This is a genomic window from Marinobacter sp. V032 (assembly GCF_052645435.1).
The window spans coordinates 215,804-236,089 of record NZ_JBQXYE010000001.1; the positions used below are offsets into that span (position 1 = coordinate 215,804).

Below are 20,286 nucleotides of genomic sequence, written 5' to 3' on the forward strand. Positions count from 1 at the left end.
CCTGCCCGCTAGCCGTACACCATATTGGGTAACCAGGTGATAATTGCCGGGAACAGGATGCACAGGATCAGCCCCAGACACTGCAATGCGAGAAACACCAGCGAGGATCTGAAAATCGTCGCCATGGAAATTTCCGGCGGGCATACACCCCGAATATAGAACAACGCATAACCAAACGGCGGACTGAGAAACGACATCTGCATATTCACCAGGTACAACACCCCAAACCACAGCACCACATCGTCGCCCGGCACTGCCGGCAAGCCGAACAGACCCTCAAAGGTCAGTGCCTGCACGATCGGAATGAAGATCGGCACAGCCAGCAGCAGAATGCCCACCCAGTCCAGGAACATGCCCAACACCACCAGCAGGAACATCAGCAGGAACAGAATGCCGTAGGCCGACAGACCGGTGCCGAGGATAGCTTCGGTGATGAAGTCCTGGCCGCCCTGCAAAATATAGAAGCCTACAAACACCGAGGCACCGAACATGATCCACAGCACCATCGCGGAGGCCTTGGCAGTTGTTACCGATGCATCCTTGAGGGTCGCGACAGAAAAGGCGCCATGCTTCCAGGCCACAAGAATCGCGCCGAACGAGCCAATGCCTGCGGCTTCCACCGGTGTCGCGATACCGCCGAACAGCAACCCCAGCACCAACGCAACCAGAATCAACGGCGCGATCAGATCTTTCAAAAGCAGCAGCTTGGCGCCAATAGAAATCCGCTCATCTTCCGCGACCGGCGGCCCCAGCTCCGGGTTGATCCAGGTGCGGATCAATACATAGGCGATGTACATGCCGGACAGCATCAGCCCCGGAATCACGGCCCCCAGATACAGCTCGCCCACTGACTGCTGGGCAACAACGGCATAGAGGATTGCGAGAATCGAGGGCGGAATCAGGATTCCCAGCGTACCGCCCGCCATAATCGAGCCGAGAGCGATCTGATGGTCATAACCCCGCTTCAGCATCGCTGGCAGCGCAATAATCCCCATCGTCACAACGGCCGCACCGATGACGCCCACCATCGCCGCCAGGATAGTGGAAGCGATGATCGTGGCTGTCGCCAGGCCACCACTCAAGCCGCCCATCCACTTGTAGACCACGTTGAACATTTCTTCGATCAGCCCCGCCCGCTCCAGCATAGACGCCATAAAGATAAACAGCGGAATTGCAGCCAGATCGGAATTGGTCATCATCGGGAAGATGCGGCTGGGGACAATGTTCAACATCAGGCTGTCCCCCACCAGATAGATAAAGGCCACCCCGAGGCCGCCGGTCACAAACGCCAGCGGCAAGCCCATCATCAGGGCCACCAGCAGGGATCCAAACATCAGATAGGTCAACGGACCAATCTCGACGCCATCCAAACTGCCGGCCAGCCGGAACAGGAACACCTCCTCTTCATAGGGGTCGTAAAACAGGATATTGATCACTTCAACGCAGATGATGAACGCCAGCACCAGGGTGCAGATGACCATCAGTGCAGTGCCCAACTTGCCGATCACAGGGTTCAAGGGTGAGGCATTACCTGACGAGGTCATCATTGCGCAGGCTCCTGTCCCATCCGGACAAACAGGGCAATGTCCTTGATCAGCTTGGAAATACCCGCCAGCAAAATCAGCACAGCGCCCAGCAACATCATGGCCTTGACCGGCCAGTGCTGGATGCCCCAGGTCTCAACCGTGGTCTCATGCATGGAGTAGGAATTCATAAAGAAGGTCCAGGAGGTAATGACCAGCGCCAGCGCAAAGATAAAGAAGAACATGGACGTGAAAATATCCATTCCAACGCGGCCCCGCGCAGGCAGGAGGTTGTAGAGCACATCAACCCGTACATGGGCGCCATGCAGCATCGCAAAGGCACCTGCCAACAGGTACTGCATTCCCAGCAGCAAATAGCTGGCTTCATGCACCCAGATCGTCGGCATGTTGAACAGGTAACGCATGACCACTTCGAAGAAGTAAAAGCAGACCGCGTTGACGGTCCAGAAGGAGACAAAAACGCCCGATTTCTCGCTGATCCAGTCGATCGTTCGGGTAAAGGCGTTGGCCCCGACGTCGCTGTTGATTACCGGGTCTTCCTCGGCCTGAAGCTCGCCCATCACCGGATGGGATTCGGCCTCTGCGGCACCATCCTTACGTTGCTTGCGCCTGTCCAGCGCCATCATTATGAGCGGCATTACCGCTAACCAACCCCAATACGCCCAATGGGGCAACACAAAACCAAATCCTTCCAGATCCGACATGCCGGTACCTCTGACTACCTATGCCCAATAGGTGCGGAAGGAGCGTTACCCCTCCCTCCGCAGCGTGACAACAACAAAGCGATACAGGGCTATTTCATGCCTTTGATATCGTCTTCGTTCACGTAGCCGACTATGTCGTTCATCATGTAATCAAGCTGAAGCTGGAAGATTTCCTTCGCATCCTCGTCTTTGTTGGCCCATTTGAACCAGATTGGAATCGCCGCCTGACGGAAACGTTTGAGGTCATCCTGACTCAGACGCGACACCTTGCTTCCGGCTTGCTTGAACTTCTCCATCGCTTCGATATTGCGCTTCTGGATGGTCAGGTAATGCTTCTGGGAGTAGATCCGTACTTCATCCTCGACCAGCTGCTGCAGTTCAGGATCAAGTTTGTTCCAGGCGCGCAGGTTTACGGTCAGGTCCATCAGATCGACCGGCTGGTAGATAGACATCACCCCCGGAGGTCCGAACAGGATATTGTCTGTGACCTGGGCGAAACCAAGTTCGTAATTCACCGCAGGGCCAACGTAATCCGCCGCATCGATGGTGCCCTTTTCCAGCGCAGGGAAAATATCCGAGCCCGGCAGGCTGACGGTCGACACACCAAACTGCTGGAACACTTCGGCCACCATGCCGCCAGGCACACGGATTTTCATGCCTTTGAGGTCATCAAGGCTGCTGACCGGCTTCTTGGAGTGGATGATGTTGGCATCGTGCTGAATCGGCCCGACGTAAAAGAGACCAAATTTTTTGTAGATCTCACGGGTTTTCTCGAGCATGCCCAATGAGTAGAACATGGTGTCCCACTGATGCGGCTGATCCGGGCCGGCGGGGTATGAGGAGAGAAATACAGACGCCGGAATCTTGCCCGACCAGTAAAGGGTAAACGGATTCATTCCCTGCAGCACGCCATTGCGGACCGCGTCAAACAGGGCATTGTTGTCGGCAGCTACCGCTTTGGCCGGAAAGGGTTTGAAAATCAGCTCGCCACCGGACTTCTTTTCCATGTCGTTGCACCACTCCTCAAACAAGGAGTAGCCAACAGTGCCCGCATCCCAGACGGACTGGATTTTCCAGGTGGTCGCGGCCTGCGCCGGTGCCGCAAAGAAAAGGGACGTCCCTATCAGCGAGGTCGCAACAGCCAGGGATCTCAAAAATCCCCGGCGTGAACGCGCGGGCCTGATCTTGTGTTCAGTCAAATGGGTATTCATCGACAAGTCTCCAGTTTCGTTTTTGTTGTTTGCTTGAACTGAGTACTGGTGCTGAATTCCATGAGAGCAGCGAGACTTGCTTCCTTCGGAGCCCGCACCTTGCACCGGGCAAAAAATTGCCCGAAGCATTTGAGAGCATCGTCACCAATTGCCGATTCGTCTAGAAACTAACCACTAGCTAAACGTCGAAGGTTTTTAACCTCTTCTCGCATCAATCCCGGCTAACAAATTGAAACCATAACAACTTCGAAAACAAAACTAATTCGCAGCGACACATTTAAAGCATCGCTTTTTGTGACACAAAATAGCGCCGGTAACATTGCGGATAACATGAAAAAACAGTCTGCGGCTTGCGCTTGGCTGCTTTTATCGCCAAGCTTCGGATTAGCTCCATGGAGGGCGGTAACAGCGCCGATCAGGCCGTCTGGCAGTGGTTTCTGCACAGGGATGCATTCTGCCCCCCTGTTTTCGCCACCCGCGTATTCGCAGCTGCCCCACTCACGCGACCTTGAGAAAAAGCGGTATTTCGAGATCTTTGCATGTCAAAAGCAGACACCAACATTCATCTCGGGATGGGTCCCACGCCGCGCTGGGCGTTTTCTGAATACGAACGCGTGAGGCACCGGCTTCCTGCCCCGCCCACCCATGCGGTCGTGCCTGAGCAGGTGCCCTCGCTGGCAGCCCTTGAGCCGTTCTTCGATGCGTTTATTTTTGATGCGTTTGGTGTTCTGAACATTGGAGAGCAGGCGCTGCCTGGCGCACTTGCCCGGGTTGAACATCTGCTGGCAATCAACAAACGCTGCCTGATCCTCTCCAATGCAGCGACAGCGAGCACACAGGCTTTGTTGCTGAAATACCAGACGATGGGGTTTGCGCTCGAGGAAGACCAGCTGATCTCCAGCCGCTGGCTATTGGAAGAGTCGCTGGAGACTGCGAAAAAGCCGGGATTGTGGGGCGTGATCGCGCCACTGGAAGCCAACCCGCAAACACTCCCCGTCAACTACACCCTGATTCAGGGCCGGCCTGATGCCGGCATGCGCGAACAGATGGACCGTTGTGACGGCTTCATACTGCTCAGCAGTCAGGGCTGGGACACCGCCCATCAGGCTTTGCTGGAGGCCAGTCTGGCCGAATACCCGCGACCGGTGGAAGTGGCCAATCCGGACATAGTCGCACCACGCGCGACTGAACTGTCACTTGAACCGGGTTTTTTCGCCCATCGCCTGGCGGACAAAACCGGCGTCACCCCGGTGTTTTACGGCAAACCTTTTTTACCGGCCTATCACGCTGCGCTTGATCGGTTGGAAGGCATTCCCAGAGACCGGATTCTCATGGTGGGCGACACCCTGCATACCGACATCCTCGGCGGCCAGAACGCCGGCGTGCACACCCTGCTGGTCACAGCTCACGGCGCACTCAAGGGGCTGGACGTCGCCACCTGCATGCAACGCTCCGGCATTTATCCGCACTATATTGCGCCGGAGATTTAACGCGACCTTGCCCCGGCCTTATCGTCCTCTTTGACATCAACCACGGGCGTCACCTCGCAGAAGACACATTCCTCGGTATCCACCGCAGCGCCGCCGGTTTCGACATAGCGTACGCGTTGATGGCTGCGGTCCCGGTTGGCTGATACGGCATACTTGCGGTTTTTCCGGCTGTCCGCTGCGTGATGATCACTCATGAAAAGCCCCCACAATCACATCCCGGTAGTTGCGGATTCGGGACACGTATTGCACCGGTTCGTACCCCCTGGCATAGCCGTATCGCAGCGTTGAGTAGTACTGCTTGTCAGACAACAGAGGCAGGACTTCGCGCATGTCGATCCAGGAATCCGGATTCTTGCCCAGCTTGCGCGCCAGTGTGCGTGCATCAAGCAGGTGCCCACGGCCGATGTTGTAGCTGGCCAGCGCCAGAAAAGTCCGATCCGGTTCTGGAATGGTATCCGGCAGACGACGATGCCGGTCCGCCAGATAACGTGAGCCGCCATCGATGCTTTGTACCGGGTCCAGTCGGTTTTCGACGCCCAGTGACTTGGCCGTATTCAGCGTCAGCATCATCATGCCACGCACGCCGGTCGGGCTTTTGGCATGCGGATCCCAGTGCGACTCCTGATACGCCTGGGCAGCAAGCAGGTCGGCGGGCATGCCGGTTTGCTCCTCCGCCGTCAGAAAATGCTCTTTGAACTTGGGCAGACGGGCATCAATGCGGCGATTCAGCGCCCGCACATCCACAAAATCAAACTCGCCGATATAGGTGTAGTAGCGATAGTCGACTGCGCTGATCGCCACCAGACCCTTTTCACTTTTCATCCAGTCGGTCGCGGTTTTAGCAAGATCGTCGCGTCCTTTCGGCAGGTACCAGCCCATCGGTTGCGGCTCGTTCAGATCCATGGCGATGGCAAGATGCGGCATGTACCGGCGGTTGACCTGCACGATATTCGAGTCAGCCACCGTGCAATCGAGTTTGCCGTCAGCCACCTCACCCAGCAGACGCTCAGTGCTCATGTCCGTGTCTTCGGAAAACCTGAGTTTGTCGTTAACCTCCGCCAGCGCCGTGAGGGTTTCGGCGTAACTGGAACCGGCGGTCACCCGAATGTTCAGGTCGCGTAATTCTTCGGGACGTTCTGCAAAGGGGCGCAAATCCCGGTGACAGACCAACTGCTCGGTAATTTCTGTGTGGGAGGGACCACGCGTAAGCCTGTCATCACGAGACGGCAAAAACGTCAGGCCGGCTGCTGCGATATGGGTATTCCCGTCGGCCAACCGATCCAGCACAGCCGAGGTTGAGTCCAGCACCTCCCATTCCACTTTCCAGCCTTTCGCCTTGGCGAAGGCTTTTATCAGCGCAAACTCCGGTCCAACCGGCTCTTCATTGCGATTGAGGTAGTAGGTGGTTGAACCATTGCGGGTGACAACCTTGAGGACGCCCGTCTCATCTGGTGGCGGAAAAGCCTTGCCTGGTTCGGTCTGGGGCTTATCGCTTGTATCACCGGTTTCCGATACCGATGGGGAGGAGGCATCGCTGCACCCTGTCATAAAAAATGTGAGGACCAGCACCAGTCCAAAGGGAAGATTTATCGGCATATCAGGATCTCCCGGAATATCTTTCTTGTATAGATACATTTAACAGGCTGCGCCCGGCTTATCCAGACTGTTTCGGTATCCAAGCGTACACCGTTAGATAAAACCCAGAACTCCGTATGCGTCTATTTTTTTTACACAATCAAAAATCGGAGCCTTTTCTTACACTCAAACTACTGTTTTATATGAGATTTAATTTAAGGCCCGATTTTTGCTTGATGGAAAGCTAACAATTTCATTTATTATTAGCGTCTTCTGGAGAATCTTCCTGTGCTTACATTCAACAAATTAATATCGACAAGCTTCATCACTATTGCACTTTCCCTGGGCACTTCAGCGGCTAGTGCCAGCATTATCGGTATTCCTGATTTACCGGAAAATCTTCTGATCAACGGTAGCTTTGAAGACCCGATTATTGAAGCAGGCACATGGCAGCACTTCACTTCCAGCGAAGTACCGGGCTGGGATGGCAGCAACATCGAAATCTGGAATGACTACAATGGTGTCACCGCTGCCGAAGGCAGCCAGTTCGCAGAACTGAATGCGCACCCGAACACAAACACCGTATTCGGTATCTTCCAGTCGTTCGTCACCACAGCTGGCAACTGGTACGACATTTCGTTTGCCTACCGCGCGCGCTCAAACGACAACGAAGCCTTTAACGTAAGCGTAGCCGGCCTCGACACCACACTGAGCGATCACACCACTCAGGAATGGTCACTATTCAGTGGCAGCTTTCTGGCAACGTCTGACTCAACCACTTTGGCCTTTACCACTGTTTCACCGGCAACTGGCACCTACGGCAACTTCATCGACAACGTTAGAGTAAACGCCGTAGCCTCAGTTCCCGAGCCCGCTACGCTGGCTTTGATGGGTCTGGGCCTGCTGAGTCTCGGGGCGACCCGCCGCAAGAACTAATCCCGGCATTCAGCCCTTCAGAAAATGCAGCGCCAGTCGCTGCATTTTTGTTTTACCGCTCCCAATTCGCCCCTTCCATGTATCCTGCCTCTCATGTCCGATCTATAGTGATACGGTGACAGATTGAGTCCGTAATCAGTTTGGCCTGCTTTGTGCAGCGATTCCGACTCAGTCTTGCGAGAATGATCAACGGCCATGACATTCAAAGAATCAACACTTCCAAAGCACACCATAACCCGCCGTCTCTTCCGCTGGGCGTTACGCAGCCTTGTGCTGTTGCTCGCCTTGCTGGCAGGCCCGCTTATGATGGCCGCCTGCAGTGGTATTCAGAGCCAGCAAAACTGGTACGACACCGATCGCTCAAGCGCAAAGATAGCGCCACTCCCAAGCGCTGCCGAAGAGGCGATTGTGCAGGTTTACCACGCCAGAGCATTTGGATGGCGGGGCTATTTTGCAGTTCACACCTGGCTGGCCACCAAAGAGAAAGGGGCAAACAGCTACTGGGTTCACGATGTAACCGGCTGGCGCCAGCGGACCATGCGATCCTATGCCGCAGAGCCCGACACTGCCTGGTATGGCAATCCACCCACGCTGATTGCTGATATCCGGGGCTCGCAGGCTGAGGTTGCGATTCCGAAGATACTGGCAGCGGTGGAAGCCTACCCTTATGCCGATCGCTATCAGGCCTGGCCCGGCCCCAACAGTAATACCTTTACCTCCTGGGTGATCCGCCAGGTACCCGAGCTGTCGGTGGCGCTCCCCAATACCGCCATCGGCAAGGATTACCTCGGCCCACGACTGGTCGCCACCACGCCCAGCAATTCCGGTCTGCAACTGTCCTTACTTGGCTATGCCGGCGTGCTAGCCAGTGTGCGCGAAGGCATCGAACTGAACCTGCTGGGCTTGTCTCTGGGCGTGGACCCAATTGCGCTGGGCATCAAACTGCCGGGCATCGGTGAACTGAGTTTGCTGGAGCCCTGGCAACCGGACAGCACGACGAACACAGCTACTGCCGAATGACCGGTAAAAACGGGTGCCAGATTCAATAGTGCCAGGTACTTCAGGACGGGGAATCAAGGGGACTGAAATGCCAGATACGAGTCAGGCAGAAACCGGGTAAATCAAACCGGAAGAGTGATGGGCGCTGCCCCTGGCAACAGGCACAGCGCGCTGTTTGCTGAACAGTATCGGGTTGCCGTCAGATGCAGCTGCATCGGACCTGAGCCAGATAAAATCAACATCAACTCCGCCAGAAGGGCTTGCTGGCTTCACGCAACAAACTACCCGGCGCAAGACCGATATCGCGTTCAATCATTGCGACGTTATCCCGATTGATATCGCGGCGAAGGGAACGACGTTCAGCCGAACGCTGATTCCAGACTTTCAATGTGCGGACAAATGCTGACGATTTTGCGGGCATGATGATCACCACTCTCTGTGATTAATGACTGTGTCGCTTATGCAACCATCTATCTCCAAATAGCCTTCAGAGAATCGGTTACAGCGTCAGCCTATGGTCACAGATTGAGCGGTTTTTCGGCAGATACAGAGAGGTCAATTTATGACCAGTACAGTTAGCATGCGACCTGTTTCATGCCTGTAATTGTACTTACTTTTGTGGTTTTCCACTGCCAACCTCACTGCCGACGGAATTAACTTCATCCTATTAAAGCGACACATTACCGGGTTTTCTGCTGGCCACTTTGCCCTGCTCACTGGTAGCGTGAATACCTGACATTGCCAACGGGACTCACCATGCAGATTCTGTCAAAAAACGATGTTGCCCAGGCCCTGCCCTGGGTCTCTCTGGTCGACAGACTGGATCAGGCTTTCAGGGGCGGCATCGAAACGCCGCCCCGTCATCACCACGCCATTGAGCGCCCTGATGGCGAGGCCACCATGTTGCTGATGCCGGCGTGGGAATCCGCTGACACTCAGCCGGGCTACCTTGGCGTCAAGATGGTCAACGTATTTCCCCAGAATGCCGACAAAGGCATGCCAGCCATTGCCGGGGTCTACCTGCTGAGTGATGGAGCGAACGGTCAGCCGCTGGCCTGTATTGATGGCAGCGAACTGACACGACGGCGCACCGCTGGTGCCTCTGCACTGGCGGCTCGCTATTTGGCCCGTGAGAGCGCCGAAACGCTGGTGGTTATAGGTACAGGTAAGCTGGCGCCAATGCTGATTGAAGCCCATGCTGCAGTCCGCCCGATCCGCAAGGTTATCGTGTACGGTCGTAACCTCGACAAGGCCCGCGCCCTTGCCGACGCCTACCTCGGCTATGCCGCCGGTCAGGTGCCATTTGAAGACGTCACAGCGACCTCCGATCTGGAGAGCGCCGTTCGCGGGGCCGATATTGTCAGCGCAGCCACGCTGTCAACAGCACCGATTATTCATGGCGAATGGCTAACGCCAGGCACGCATGTTGATCTGGTCGGCGCTTTCCGCCCCAATATGCGCGAAACCGACAGTGAATGCGTCGCCCGTGCGGAGGTGTTTGTTGATTCCTACGCCGGGGCTAAAGGTGAAGCCGGCGATCTGCATCATGCAGTAAACGAAGGGCGCTTCAATATGGACGATGTTCACGCAGAACTGGCTGAACTGAGCCGTGGCGAACACCCCGGACGATCCCGGGATGATGCCATTACCCTGTTCAAATCGGTGGGCGTATCACTGGAGGATCTCGCGGCGGCGATTCTGGTATGGGAGAACCGCACGTCCGAGTAGACGGATCTCAGCCCTTGTCGGCAACCCGGTGTTCGTAGGTCGCATCCAGTCGTGATTTGAGATAGTCGGCAAAGGTGATCGGCTCATATTTGGGCGCTTGATCCGGGTAGATATCCCGTGGATCAACAACCGAATCCGGATTGGCTTCCAGAAAGAACGCAATGGAGTAGCGCTCTTGCTCCGGCGGGCGCACGCGATGAGGTGTCGAGACGTAGGTGTCGTTACTCCAGCGCATCAGACAGTCGCCGATATTGCAGACAAAAGCGCCGGGCACGTGAGGCGCATCGACCCACTCCCCTTGCCGGTTCAGCACTTCGAGACCGGCCACTGAATCGGTGGCCAGCAGGGTCACGTTGCCATAGTCGGTATGCGCACCGGCGCCACCATCCTGCCGATCTGACTGGCCGGCTGTTGCCGGGTAATGCAGCATCCGCAGTGTCACGACCGGTTCGTTCAGGTGCTGGGCGAAGAACTGCTCGTCCGCCCCCAGATCCAGACTGAAACCACGGTGAATCACCCGCCCCAGATCCAGGCAGGCATCGAAGTAGCCCAACATGTGCTCGCGCCATTCAGGCAGCTCAGGCCAGAAGTTGACGCCCCGGAACGGCTTATTGGCCAGCACATCCGGGTGGTCTGCCGGCATCTCGGCGCCCAGATTGAAGGCCTCTTTCATATCGGCACCGGATTCCGGATTGAGCTTTTCATCCGCCATGGCAACATAGCCCCGATTGTGGGGCGAGCGCTTGATGGACAGCGCCTGCTTGTCTTCAACCGGGAGCGCAAAAAAACGACGGGCCTCTGCAAACGCCGTGTCGATTACCGCCTGGGGAATCCCGTGATCCACCGCATAGAAAAACCCCACTTCGCGGCAGGCTTTGCCCAGCTCCGCTGCGGTTTTTCTGCGCACATTGGCGTCGTCACTGCGCAGGCCTGCGATGGAGATAAGGGGGATTTGATTCATGTACAACTCCTAAACCATATCGACACGAAGATGGGACATCGCCCGGCATCGTTCATAAAGGGACACACCGCATTGTTGAGCGGTTTCAAGTACTCGGGCCTCATCGACCTGCGTTGAGCGCCCGTTTTCGATCAGGCAGCGGCCATCAACCCAAACCCGGCTCACGTTGCTGCCTCGGGCTGCGAACACGAGGTTCCATAGCAGGTTACCGCCGTCGTTTGTGACTTCATGGGGCGTCAGATTGGGCATGGCCAGATCCAGCATTACCAGGTCGGCCTTCTTGCCCACTTCAATTGACCCGATGTCCTTGTCCAGCCCCAGCGCTTTGGCGCCGCCGATGGTGGCCATACGCAGGATCTGGTCAGCCGGCAGGGCTGTGGCGTCAAGCCGTGTTGCTTTCTGGATCAGCGAGGCAAACTTCATTTCCTCGAACATATCGAGGCTGTTATTGCAGACCGGGCCATCAGTGCCAATGCCCAGCGTAATGCCTGCGGCCAGCATTTCCGGCGTGCGGGCCACACCACTCGCCAGCTTGGCGTTGCTGACAGGACAATGGGCAATCGCCGTGCCGGTGTCTGCAAGCCGTTTGATTTCATCATCATTGAGCCATACACAGTGAGCCAGCAGCGTGTTCTCACCCAGCAGGCCATAGTGATCGAGCATGCCAATAGAGCGCCGCCCAAAGTGGGCCAGCACGGCGGCCTCCTCTTCTTTCTGCTCGCAGGCATGGGTATGGATACGGACGCCGTATTCCTGCTGGCAGCGCACGGCATCGCGATAGGCATCTTCACTGCAGTAGAACAGGTGCTCCAGCCCCATCCAGACCTGTATCCGACCTTGCTGGCTGCCGTGACGGGTTTTGATCAGGCGCTTGTTTTCATCCCGGGTGGCGAAGAAATCCTTGCCCGGCTGATCCGCGACATAAGGTGCGAGATTCACTCGCAAGCCGATTTCACCCGCTGCATCTGCGCAGCGATCCATAAAGCGGAACATGTCCATCACACAGGTGGTGCCGCTTTTGAGGGCTTCGAGATAACACAGCCGCGCCGAGTGAAAAGCATCCTCTTCGGTCAGCGCCCGGTGCTCGAGCTGGTAATGGGGCAGCCATTCCATCAGCGGCATATTCTCGGTCACACCGCGCATCAGGCTGGAATGAGAGTGACTGTCGACCAGCCCCGGCATCAGCGCATGCTTGCCCGCGCCATCAATGACCTTTGCTCCTTCAGGGATCGCAACCTCAGCGGATGGCCCCACGGCCACAATGCGATCATCTTCGACCACCACTGTGCCATCGGGAATCACCCGGTTGCGGGGATCCACAGTAAAAATGGCGACGTGGGTAATGGCAAATAGCGTCATAGCTTACTCAGGCCGGTAAAACCGGCGGCTCAAGGTTCACGGTATCGCAGTTGTCACCGGCACCCCGGCGATCAACTACCAGAAAATCAGCGTCGCGCCCGACCGGCAGCAAGGGCGCATGCCAGGTGCCGGCACGGTAGTTCACCCCCTGCCCGGCTTCTACCCGAAACACACAAATCCGGGCCGGATCAAACTCGCCCGGTGGCGCGACCACCACCCAATAGGGCGTATCGCCCAGCGGCATAAACGCCTGACTGCCCTGCGGGTGACGTTCCATCAGTTCGATCACCAGCGGTTCCAGCGGCTGCCCCCGGAATATAGAGATAATGGCATCAGCATTTTCTCCCAGCGTTTCTACCGCCGCCAGCGCATGAAAGCGCTCGGTTCGCCCATCATTGATCGGGAAGGAATCAGCCCCTTCAGCACTGATCACATCACCGAAAGGTGCAAAGGCTTCCCGGGTCAGCGGTTGGCTGGCAATCGTGCGCGGCGTGCTCATTTAACCGGCTTCCCCCAGAGACGAACACGACTGATGCCACCGTCCGGAATGCTGTTCACCCGAATGTGGGTAATGGGCCCGACATCTTTGAGTTGGCTGAATTCATGAATGGCATCAGCCGTCAGGGGCTGCTCATCCATCAAGGTTTCCCAGAACATGCTCTGGGTAGTTATGGACTGGGTCGTGCCCTTTTCGACGCAAGCGGCCTGAATTGAGCAACGGGCAGGAAAATTGCCTTTGAAGTGTGCGGTGTCGATTTCAATACCGTCGACCACACCCTTGTGGCCCAGCTTCAGAATACACCACTCATTGCCGGGTTCGCGGCGCCGACGGGTTTCCCAGCCATCGCCCATATTGAGGCCCCGGCCGGGACGCAGCAATTTGCGGGGTTCACCATAATGGGCATCGCTCCAGGCCACCTGATCGCCGCCATTAGCGAGCGCCAACAGGTCGAGCCGCTGGTTCAGGTCACGATTGTTCCAATCGCAGAACGGCTGACCATAAACGCGGAAACGGGCCATGCCCCCATCCGGCCACAGGTGCAGGCGCAGATGTGTCCAGGGGCCGGATGCGGCAAGGGCCTGGAAACTGTGATCGTTACCAGCGAGCGAAACCGCGGGCAGAATTTCCTGCCAGTCGGCGTCATTACCCGGATCGGATTCCGGCGACCAGCAAGCTTCGATGGACGCCGCAGGCGCGAAATTGCCGGTGAAGAAGCTGGTATCAAAATCCACCCCATGCAACACACCGGGCATCGCAAGACGCAGGATGCACCAGTCATGGCCCGTATCCCGGCGACGGCGGGTTTCCCAGCCGTCCATCCACTTGCCGTGATCGTCGTACTTGTCGGGATAAAAACGTGCGGGCTCCGGGTTCAGCATGCGTTCACGGGGCGCAAAAAACTCATCTGTCACCCAGCTTACAGCCGCTCCCAGACTGGCATCCGCCAGGTTCAGGTAATCCCGGGTAAACGCCGGGCCATCAACAATCGGGGCAACCTGCACATCACTCATATTCGCTCTCTCTTCGGACTGACTCGATTGACGGTCACTCAGGTGTATAGGGGTGTTCCGCTTTCCAGTGGCGGGCGATATCAATGCGCCGGCAGATCCAGACCTGTTCATGCTGCTGGATATGGTCAAGAAAACGCTGCAATGCCCGGAAGCGGCCGGGCCTTCCAATCAGGCGACAGTGCAGACCTATCGACAACATCTTGGGCGTCTCGGCGCCTTCCTGATAGAGCACATCGAACGCATCTTTCAGGTACTGGAAAAACTGCTCGCCGGAATTGAAGCCCTGGGGCGAGGCGAACCGCATGTCATTGGTGTCCAGGGTATAAGGCACAACGAGATGCGGCGTCCGATCGCCGTATTGGGTCTCAACAGTCGTCCAGAATGGCAGATCGTCACCGTAGTAATCACTGTCATACTCAAAGCCGCCTTCTTCCACCACCAGCCGCCGGGTATTGGGGCTGTCGCGCCCGGTGTACCATCCCAGTGGCCGCTGGCCCGTAAGTTCGGTGTGGATCGCGATGGCTTCGCGCATGTGCTCGTGCTCGTCGGCTTCGCTCATGTCCTGATAGTGAATCCAGCGCAGGCCATGACAGGCGATTTCATGATCCTCTGCCAGAAAAGCCTGCGTGACTTCGGGGTTGCGCTGCAATGCGGTGGCGACGCCAAAAATGGTGAGCGGCAGACCGCGCTTTTTGAATTCGCGCAGCACCCGCCAGACACCGGCGCGGGAGCCGTATTCGTAGATCGACTCCATACTCATGTGGCGATCGGGATAGGCCTGCGCGCCAATGATTTCGGACAGAAAGACTTCGGAATGGCTGTCGCCGTGGAGCACACAGTTCTCGCCACCTTCCTCATAGTTCAGCACAAACTGCACGGCAATGCGGGCGTCACCGGGCCAGTTGGCCTTTGGCGGGTTAGCGCCGTACCCGATCAGGTCCCGCGGGTATTCCGGTGTCATACTCATTTGGGCGGCTCCAGACCACATCCCCTCAGAATAACCGAGATAAGGAAATCGGCAGCATGGTCAAAATCACGCTGCTCATACTCGGCCTTGTTTTCGACCATCAGGATTTGCACCTGAAAATCGGCGTAATGCTGGGTCGATGACCAGATCAGAAAGATCAGCTGTACCGGATCAACGTTTGCCATCCGGCCCTCGTCGATCCATTGCTGAATCACGCCAGCCCTGCCCCGGACCCACTCCCGCATATTGGTTCGCAGGTGATCTTTCAGGAAAGGTGCCCCCTGAATGATCTCCATAGCAAACAGGCGGGAAACCAGTGGATGGGAACGTGACAGCTCGACCTTGGTGCGGATAAAGCTGGCCAGACACTCGGCCGGGTCGTCCTCCGGGCTGATTTCGGAAAACACCGCGTTCCAGCGGGTCAGGATGTCATCAAAAAGCGCATGATAAATTCGCTTCTTGCTACTGAAATAATAAAGCACGTTCGACTTGGGTAGCTCGGCGCGCTCTGCAATATTCTGGATCGTGGTGCCGCGAAAACCATGCTGGGCAAATTCCTGCTCGGCGGCCACGATAATACACTCTCGGTTGCGTTCACGAATCCGGCCGGGGCGGTATCGCCGCCCGCGGGAGTCGGCTTCCTGCCGTTCCGTAGCTGTTTCGCTTTCAGGCTGGAGAGTCATCTTTGTTGCCTCGCCCCAGGTCCGGGAGCCCGACACCTGCCGGACTCCCGGAATGGATCAGAAGTGGAACTTCACGAGCGCACTGACCGCGCTCTCTGTGGCCATGAGGTCGTCATCGCCCACACCATACTTGTTGTTCCAGTAAGAGTATTCGATACCGGCATACAGCATGCCCGGGTTACCCGCATAGTTACCCAGATCCAGCTTGAACTGCGGGTTAAAGTGGAAATCTGACGCGTGATCATCTTCCGCAGTTGACCAGTCGATGTAACCATCAAACAGGAAGCGGTTCGCACCCAGTTCAAACGGTGCACCCCAGGTAATGGTCAGCTGCAGGTCGTTGTCAGGATTCTCGAAGCCGGGCGCATCCGAGTTATTGGCAGCATAAAATCCGAAGGTATTGAAATACTGGAAGCCAGGTACATTCCAGGCCAGGCCCGCACCGGTCAGGTAGTTATTCTGCTGCGGCGCTCCACCGAATTCGTAGGTGGCTGCCAGCAGCACGTCCTTGACCGGACCGAAGCTCAGGGTCTGGCCCGTTGCCCAGCTCAGGCTCAGTGTGGGGGAGAACTCACCGTAAACGTTGTCATCGCCGCTACCGGAAGCGCCGCGGCCGTGATTACGGTCGATGAAGAAGAAAGTGCCGCCCCAGTTATGGCCGGTGGCATTTTCGAATGTGAATACGGTGTCCTCAATCTGCCGATCGCCGAATGTTTCATAATCGGCGCTGTGAAGCACACTGATACTGGAATCGCCAAAGAACTTCTCGGCGTGAGCGACAGGCATACAGGCAACGGCAATACAGCTGGCTAGCAGGGTCTTTTTTAGCGCTTTCATGGTACATCCTCGGTTACGTTATGTTGTCCATCGGTCGGCGTGATTGACACACTCTTTTTTTATTGTCGGGGTCCGCAGAGACGGCCATCGGACACCCTGTCGAAGGTATTGCAAAGCGGCCACGCAGGCGGCGCCTTGCAACGCCTGCTAACGGCTTGGCCGGTACGGCTGGCCAATTGATAAAGGGGTATTCAGTCGCGTGCGGGTCGGGTTGCTCGACAGCAACACCAGCACGATGATCGTCACCAGATACGGCAGCATCGCCAGCAGTTCGGGCGAGATATCCCAGCCGAATCCCTGCAGCACCAGATGCAGAATACTGGCGACACCAAACAGATAAGCGCCAAACAACACACGCCCCGGGCGCCAGGTCGCAAAAACCACCAGCGCCAGCGCGATCCAGCCCCGCCCTGCGCTCATACCTTCGGACCACATCGGGGTATAGGCCAGTGACAGGTAAGCGCCAGCAAGCCCCGTCATGGCCCCGCCAAATCCTACCGCCAGATAGCGGATGAGCAGCACCGGCATGCCATTGGCGTTTGCAGCTTCAGGCGACTCGCCGACAGCACGAAGCAAAAGACCTCCGCGGCTATACCGAAGGAAAACGTACACCACCACAAACATCACCAGAGAGGCGTAAACCAGCAGGTCCTGATTGAACAGGATCGGGCCCAGCACCGGAATGTCGCTGAGTAGCGGAATCGCAATGCGAGTAAACCCATCAACGGTATGGCCCACATAGTCCGACCCGACAAATGCACTCAGCCCCGTGCCGAAAATGGTCAGTGCCAGACCGGCGGCATATTGATTCGCGGCAAGCGTGACGGCCATCAGAGCAAACAGCAGTGACATCGCAACGCCAGCCGCTACGCCCGCCACAACACCCCACATCAGGCTGCCGGTTGTGAGCGCACCGATAAAGCCGGCCATTGCCCCCACCAGCATCATGCCTTCCTGCCCGAGATTCAGAACGCCCGAGCGTTCGCAAATGAGTTCGCCCAGCGCGACCAGCAGCAAGGGCGTGCCGGCAACCAGAGTGGCAGACAGAATATTGATAATCAGGTCCATGCTCATTTCAGCGCTCCTGTCCGGCCAGCGTGGTGTTTGCAGCAGACGCGGGCGCCACCGGTTTTGCGGCCTTCGCATTCCAGCGCAGCCGGTAATGAATAAACGCATCACAGGTCAGCAGGTAAAACAGCAGCAGCCCCTGGAACAGACCTGTCATGGCCTTGGGAAGATTCATTGCAATCTGCATCATTTCGCCGCCAAGGAACGTCAGTGCCAGCAATGCGCTGCCCAGAATAATGCCGACCGCCTGCATGCGACCGAGGAACACCACGATAATTGCGGTGTAGCCATAACCCGGCGAAACCTGCGGCACCAGCTGCCCGATCGGACCGGTTACTTCCGACGCACCGGCGAGACCCGCCAGACCACCGGCCACCAGAAATGCAAACCACACCAGGCGTTTTTGGGGAAAACCTGCAAACGCAGCAGCTTGCGGATCTTCACCCAGCACCTTGAGCTGAAAACCGATAAATGTGCGCGAGAAAATCACGCCGACTGCCACTGCAGCAAGCAGCGCGAACAGCAGGCCAATGTGCAGCCGGGTACCGGGAATCAGCATCGGTAGCAGTGCCGAATCGGCAAACATGGCAGATTGGGGGAAACTGAATCCGAAAGGATCTTTGAGCGGACCATGCACCGCGAACAGCAACAGGTTGAGCGCGATGTAATTGAGCATGATGGTGGTGAGGATTTCATTGCAGTGAAAGTGCGTTTTCAGCAACGCCGCGATCATCGACCACAAGGCTCCACACACCACGCCGCCCAGCAATACCAGCGGCAACACCCAGAAACCGGTCGACTCGCTGAACTGAAGCGCCACAATACTGGCGCCGACAGCGCCCATCAGGAAATGGCCTTCGGCACCGATATTCCAGAGTTTGGCGCGATAGCACACCGTCAGGCCAGCGGCGCAGAGAAGCAGTGGCGCCATTTTCAAGCCCAGCTCGGCCCACCCGTGGCGGTCACTGATCGGCGTTATGAAGAAGTAGCGCAGCCCTTCCACCGGATCGCGATCCAGCAGCAGAAACACCAGAAAACCGGTCACCACGGTCAGCACCAGTGCCAGCACCGGCGAGCCATAGCGCATCAGTCTGGAGTCAACGCCCCGACGCTCAAGCGACAGCATGATTCACCTCCGCATCAGCGCTGTCGGCAAAATCGCCGGCCATCCACTGCCCCAGTTGTTCAATAGTAAGCGACGGTGTGGGCAACAGCGGTGACAGGCGGCCACCGCAGATCGCACCCATGCGATTGCAAAGCTGGAACAGTTCATCGAGATCTTCCGAAATAAGCAGGACAGCCGCGCCCTGGTCGCGCAGTTCCACCAATACCTGGTGGATGGCCACGGCTGAGCCCACATCCACACCCCAGGTTGGATGAGACGCCACCAGCAACGTGGGTTTTTGCAGGGCTTCGCGGCCGATTATGAATTTTTGCAGGTTACCGCCGGAGAGGCTGCGGGCGGTGGCATCAAGCCCGGAGGCTTTCACCTGGAAGCGCTCACGTATGCGCTGTGCGTAGTCGCGCACCTTGTTGTAAGACACCCAGCCTCGCTGGACCATTCCCTGTGCGGAGGCGGTCAGCAGGGTGTTATCAACCAGCGAAAGGTCCGGCACCGCGCCACGGCCAAGCCGGTCTTCCGGCACAACCGCCATGCCCTGACGGCGACGGGCATCAGGCCCCAGATTACCCACCGGCGTGCCCTGAAAGGTCAGGTGTTCGGCAGGCACCGTGATTTCGCCGGACAGCGCCCGCAACAATTCGTCCTGACCGTTACCGGCCACTCCGGCAATACCCACGATTTCACCGGCGCGCAGATTCAGGCAAATACGATCAAGGCTGGTGCCGAAAGGATCTTCGCTACGAAAGCTCAGTGAATGCATCTGCAGCAGCGACTCGCCCGGATCAGCCGGCGGCACATCGGTAGATAAAGGCGTACCCTCGCCGACCATCAGGCGGGCGATCGCATCGGTGGTTTCAATCGTGGGGTCACAGGCGCCAGTGACCTTGCCATGGCGCAGCACGGTAGCGGTATGACAAAGGTCCCGCACTTCCTGCAGCTTGTGGCTGATAAACAGGATACTGCAGCCTTCGCTGGCGAGTTGCCTGAGTGTGGAAAACAGATCCGCCACTTCCTGCGGAGTCAGCACCGATGTCGGTTCGTCCAGAATCAGCAACCGGCTGTTCTGGATCAGACAACGGACAATTTCAACGCGCTGGCGCTCACCGGTCGACAGGGTGTGCACAAAACGGCGGGGATCAAGCGCCATACCGTAGTGGGCCGACACCTCGCGAATACGCTCATCCAACGCGCGCCGGTCACGGGCCTCAGCCGCTGGCAGGGCCAGTGCAATATTCTCGGCAACGGTCAGGGTTTCAAACAGGGAAAAGTGCTGAAACACCATGCCAATACCCAACTGCCTCGCATGGGCGGGGCCTTGAAGGGTCAGCTTTTTTCCTTCCCAGTAAATCGTACCTTCATCGGGCTGGATAACGCCGTAGATAATTTTCATCAAGGTACTTTTGCCGGCGCCGTTCTCCCCCAACAAGGCATGAATTTCGCCCGCGTTGACCACCAGGTCTACGCCGTCGTTTGCCCGGCACCCCGGGTACTGCTTGACGATGTTCTCGAGCGTGAGCCGTGCCACTGCCGTCATTCCTGCAACCTCTGGCTTTAATAAACTGACCAAATAATCAACATTTGAATCAGAG

Annotated in this window: 20 protein-coding genes; 4 read left to right on the forward strand and 16 right to left on the reverse strand. The window is 57.1% G+C overall.

Annotation, left to right across the window (positions count from 1 at the left end; all coding sequences use genetic code 11):
* Window positions 1-8 precede the first annotated feature (8 nt).
* The 3 genes from ACUN9X_RS01000 to dctP form a co-directional block, all read right to left on the reverse strand.
* The gene (locus ACUN9X_RS01000) at window positions 9-1,547 is read right to left on the reverse strand and encodes a TRAP transporter large permease (protein WP_260036898.1); all 1,539 of its coding nucleotides are present in this window, start codon (window positions 1,545-1,547) and stop codon (window positions 9-11) included.
* On the reverse strand, window positions 1,544-2,248 hold the full coding sequence (locus ACUN9X_RS01005; protein WP_260036899.1) for a TRAP transporter small permease subunit: 705 nt from the start codon (window positions 2,246-2,248) through the stop codon (window positions 1,544-1,546). The genes ACUN9X_RS01000 and ACUN9X_RS01005 overlap by 4 nt, the downstream gene beginning before the upstream one ends.
* An 89-nt stretch (window positions 2,249-2,337) precedes the next feature.
* Window positions 2,338-3,459, reverse strand: a complete 1,122-nt coding sequence (gene dctP, locus ACUN9X_RS01010) for a TRAP transporter substrate-binding protein DctP (RefSeq protein WP_260036901.1) — start codon at window positions 3,457-3,459, stop codon at window positions 2,338-2,340.
* A gap of 539 nt (window positions 3,460-3,998) precedes the next feature.
* Here dctP and ACUN9X_RS01015 point away from each other — a divergent pair.
* Window positions 3,999-4,949: an HAD-IIA family hydrolase gene (locus tag ACUN9X_RS01015; protein WP_260036903.1), complete on the forward strand. Its 951-nt coding sequence runs from the start codon at window positions 3,999-4,001 to the stop codon at window positions 4,947-4,949.
* Here the strand turns inward: ACUN9X_RS01015 and ACUN9X_RS01020 are convergent.
* Window positions 4,946-5,143 carry a hypothetical protein gene (locus ACUN9X_RS01020; RefSeq protein WP_260036905.1) on the reverse strand — a complete coding sequence of 66 codons (198 nt, stop codon included), beginning with the start codon at window positions 5,141-5,143 and terminating at the stop codon, window positions 4,946-4,948. The two genes, ACUN9X_RS01015 and ACUN9X_RS01020, sit on opposite strands and share 4 nt — an antisense overlap.
* Complete coding sequence (mltF, locus tag ACUN9X_RS01025) at window positions 5,136-6,545, reverse strand: membrane-bound lytic murein transglycosylase MltF (RefSeq protein WP_260036906.1); 1,410 nt, start codon at window positions 6,543-6,545, stop codon at window positions 5,136-5,138. The genes ACUN9X_RS01020 and mltF overlap by 8 nt, the downstream gene beginning before the upstream one ends.
* 267 nt (window positions 6,546-6,812) lie before the next feature.
* On the opposite strand from mltF, the gene ACUN9X_RS01030 reads away from it, so the two are divergent.
* Both ACUN9X_RS01030 and ACUN9X_RS01035 read left to right on the forward strand, forming a co-directional pair.
* Window positions 6,813-7,460 carry a DUF642 domain-containing protein gene (locus tag ACUN9X_RS01030; RefSeq protein ID WP_260036908.1) on the forward strand — a complete coding sequence of 216 codons (648 nt, stop codon included), beginning with the start codon at window positions 6,813-6,815 and terminating at the stop codon, window positions 7,458-7,460.
* Window positions 7,461-7,655: 195 nt separating this feature from the next.
* A complete protein-coding gene (locus ACUN9X_RS01035) occupies window positions 7,656-8,480 on the forward strand; it encodes a DUF3750 domain-containing protein (RefSeq protein ID WP_260036910.1) in 825 nt (274 codons plus the stop codon).
* Window positions 8,481-8,700: 220 nt separating this feature from the next.
* On the opposite strand, the gene ACUN9X_RS01040 is transcribed toward ACUN9X_RS01035, so the two are convergent.
* Window positions 8,701-8,880: a DUF1127 domain-containing protein gene (locus ACUN9X_RS01040; protein ID WP_260036912.1), complete on the reverse strand. Its 180-nt coding sequence runs from the start codon at window positions 8,878-8,880 to the stop codon at window positions 8,701-8,703.
* A 335-nt stretch (window positions 8,881-9,215) separates the two neighbouring features.
* Here ACUN9X_RS01040 and ACUN9X_RS01045 point away from each other — a divergent pair, with 335 nt between their 5' ends.
* Window positions 9,216-10,187, forward strand: coding sequence for an ornithine cyclodeaminase family protein (locus ACUN9X_RS01045; RefSeq protein ID WP_260036913.1), 972 nt, complete (start codon window positions 9,216-9,218; stop codon window positions 10,185-10,187).
* A gap of 7 nt (window positions 10,188-10,194) precedes the next feature.
* Here ACUN9X_RS01045 and ACUN9X_RS01050 read toward each other — a convergent pair whose 3' ends face one another.
* The 10 genes from ACUN9X_RS01050 to ACUN9X_RS01095 form a co-directional block, all read right to left on the reverse strand.
* Entirely contained in the window at window positions 10,195-11,148 is a 954-nt protein-coding gene (locus tag ACUN9X_RS01050; protein WP_260036914.1) for an isopenicillin N synthase family dioxygenase, read from the reverse strand.
* Window positions 11,149-11,157: 9 nt separating this feature from the next.
* Window positions 11,158-12,507: an amidohydrolase family protein gene (locus ACUN9X_RS01055; protein WP_260036915.1), complete on the reverse strand. Its 1,350-nt coding sequence runs from the start codon at window positions 12,505-12,507 to the stop codon at window positions 11,158-11,160.
* A gap of 7 nt (window positions 12,508-12,514) precedes the next feature.
* Window positions 12,515-13,006 (reverse strand): ureidoglycolate lyase, encoded by a 492-nt coding sequence (locus ACUN9X_RS01060; RefSeq protein WP_260036917.1) that lies wholly within the window; start codon window positions 13,004-13,006, stop codon window positions 12,515-12,517.
* Window positions 13,003-14,019 carry an allantoicase gene (gene alc / locus ACUN9X_RS01065; RefSeq protein ID WP_260036918.1) on the reverse strand — a complete coding sequence of 339 codons (1,017 nt, stop codon included), beginning with the start codon at window positions 14,017-14,019 and terminating at the stop codon, window positions 13,003-13,005. Before alc ends, ACUN9X_RS01060 begins: the two co-directional genes overlap by 4 nt.
* Before the next feature lie 34 nt (window positions 14,020-14,053).
* Entirely contained in the window at window positions 14,054-14,980 is a 927-nt protein-coding gene (puuE, locus tag ACUN9X_RS01070) for an allantoinase PuuE (protein WP_260037356.1), read from the reverse strand.
* 2 nt (window positions 14,981-14,982) lie between these two features.
* Window positions 14,983-15,669, reverse strand: coding sequence for a TetR/AcrR family transcriptional regulator (locus ACUN9X_RS01075; protein ID WP_260036919.1), 687 nt, complete (start codon window positions 15,667-15,669; stop codon window positions 14,983-14,985).
* Between the two features lie 57 nt (window positions 15,670-15,726).
* Complete coding sequence (locus tag ACUN9X_RS01080; RefSeq protein WP_260036920.1) at window positions 15,727-16,506, reverse strand: outer membrane protein OmpK; 780 nt, start codon at window positions 16,504-16,506, stop codon at window positions 15,727-15,729.
* A 147-nt stretch (window positions 16,507-16,653) separates the two neighbouring features.
* The gene (locus tag ACUN9X_RS01085; RefSeq protein WP_260036921.1) at window positions 16,654-17,580 is read right to left on the reverse strand and encodes an ABC transporter permease; all 927 of its coding nucleotides are present in this window, start codon (window positions 17,578-17,580) and stop codon (window positions 16,654-16,656) included.
* A gap of 1 nt (window position 17,581) precedes the next feature.
* Window positions 17,582-18,703, reverse strand: a complete 1,122-nt coding sequence (locus ACUN9X_RS01090) for an ABC transporter permease (protein ID WP_260037358.1) — start codon at window positions 18,701-18,703, stop codon at window positions 17,582-17,584.
* Complete coding sequence (locus ACUN9X_RS01095; RefSeq protein WP_260036923.1) at window positions 18,687-20,231, reverse strand: ABC transporter ATP-binding protein; 1,545 nt, start codon at window positions 20,229-20,231, stop codon at window positions 18,687-18,689. The genes ACUN9X_RS01090 and ACUN9X_RS01095 overlap by 17 nt, the downstream gene beginning before the upstream one ends.
* Window positions 20,232-20,286 lie beyond the last annotated feature (55 nt).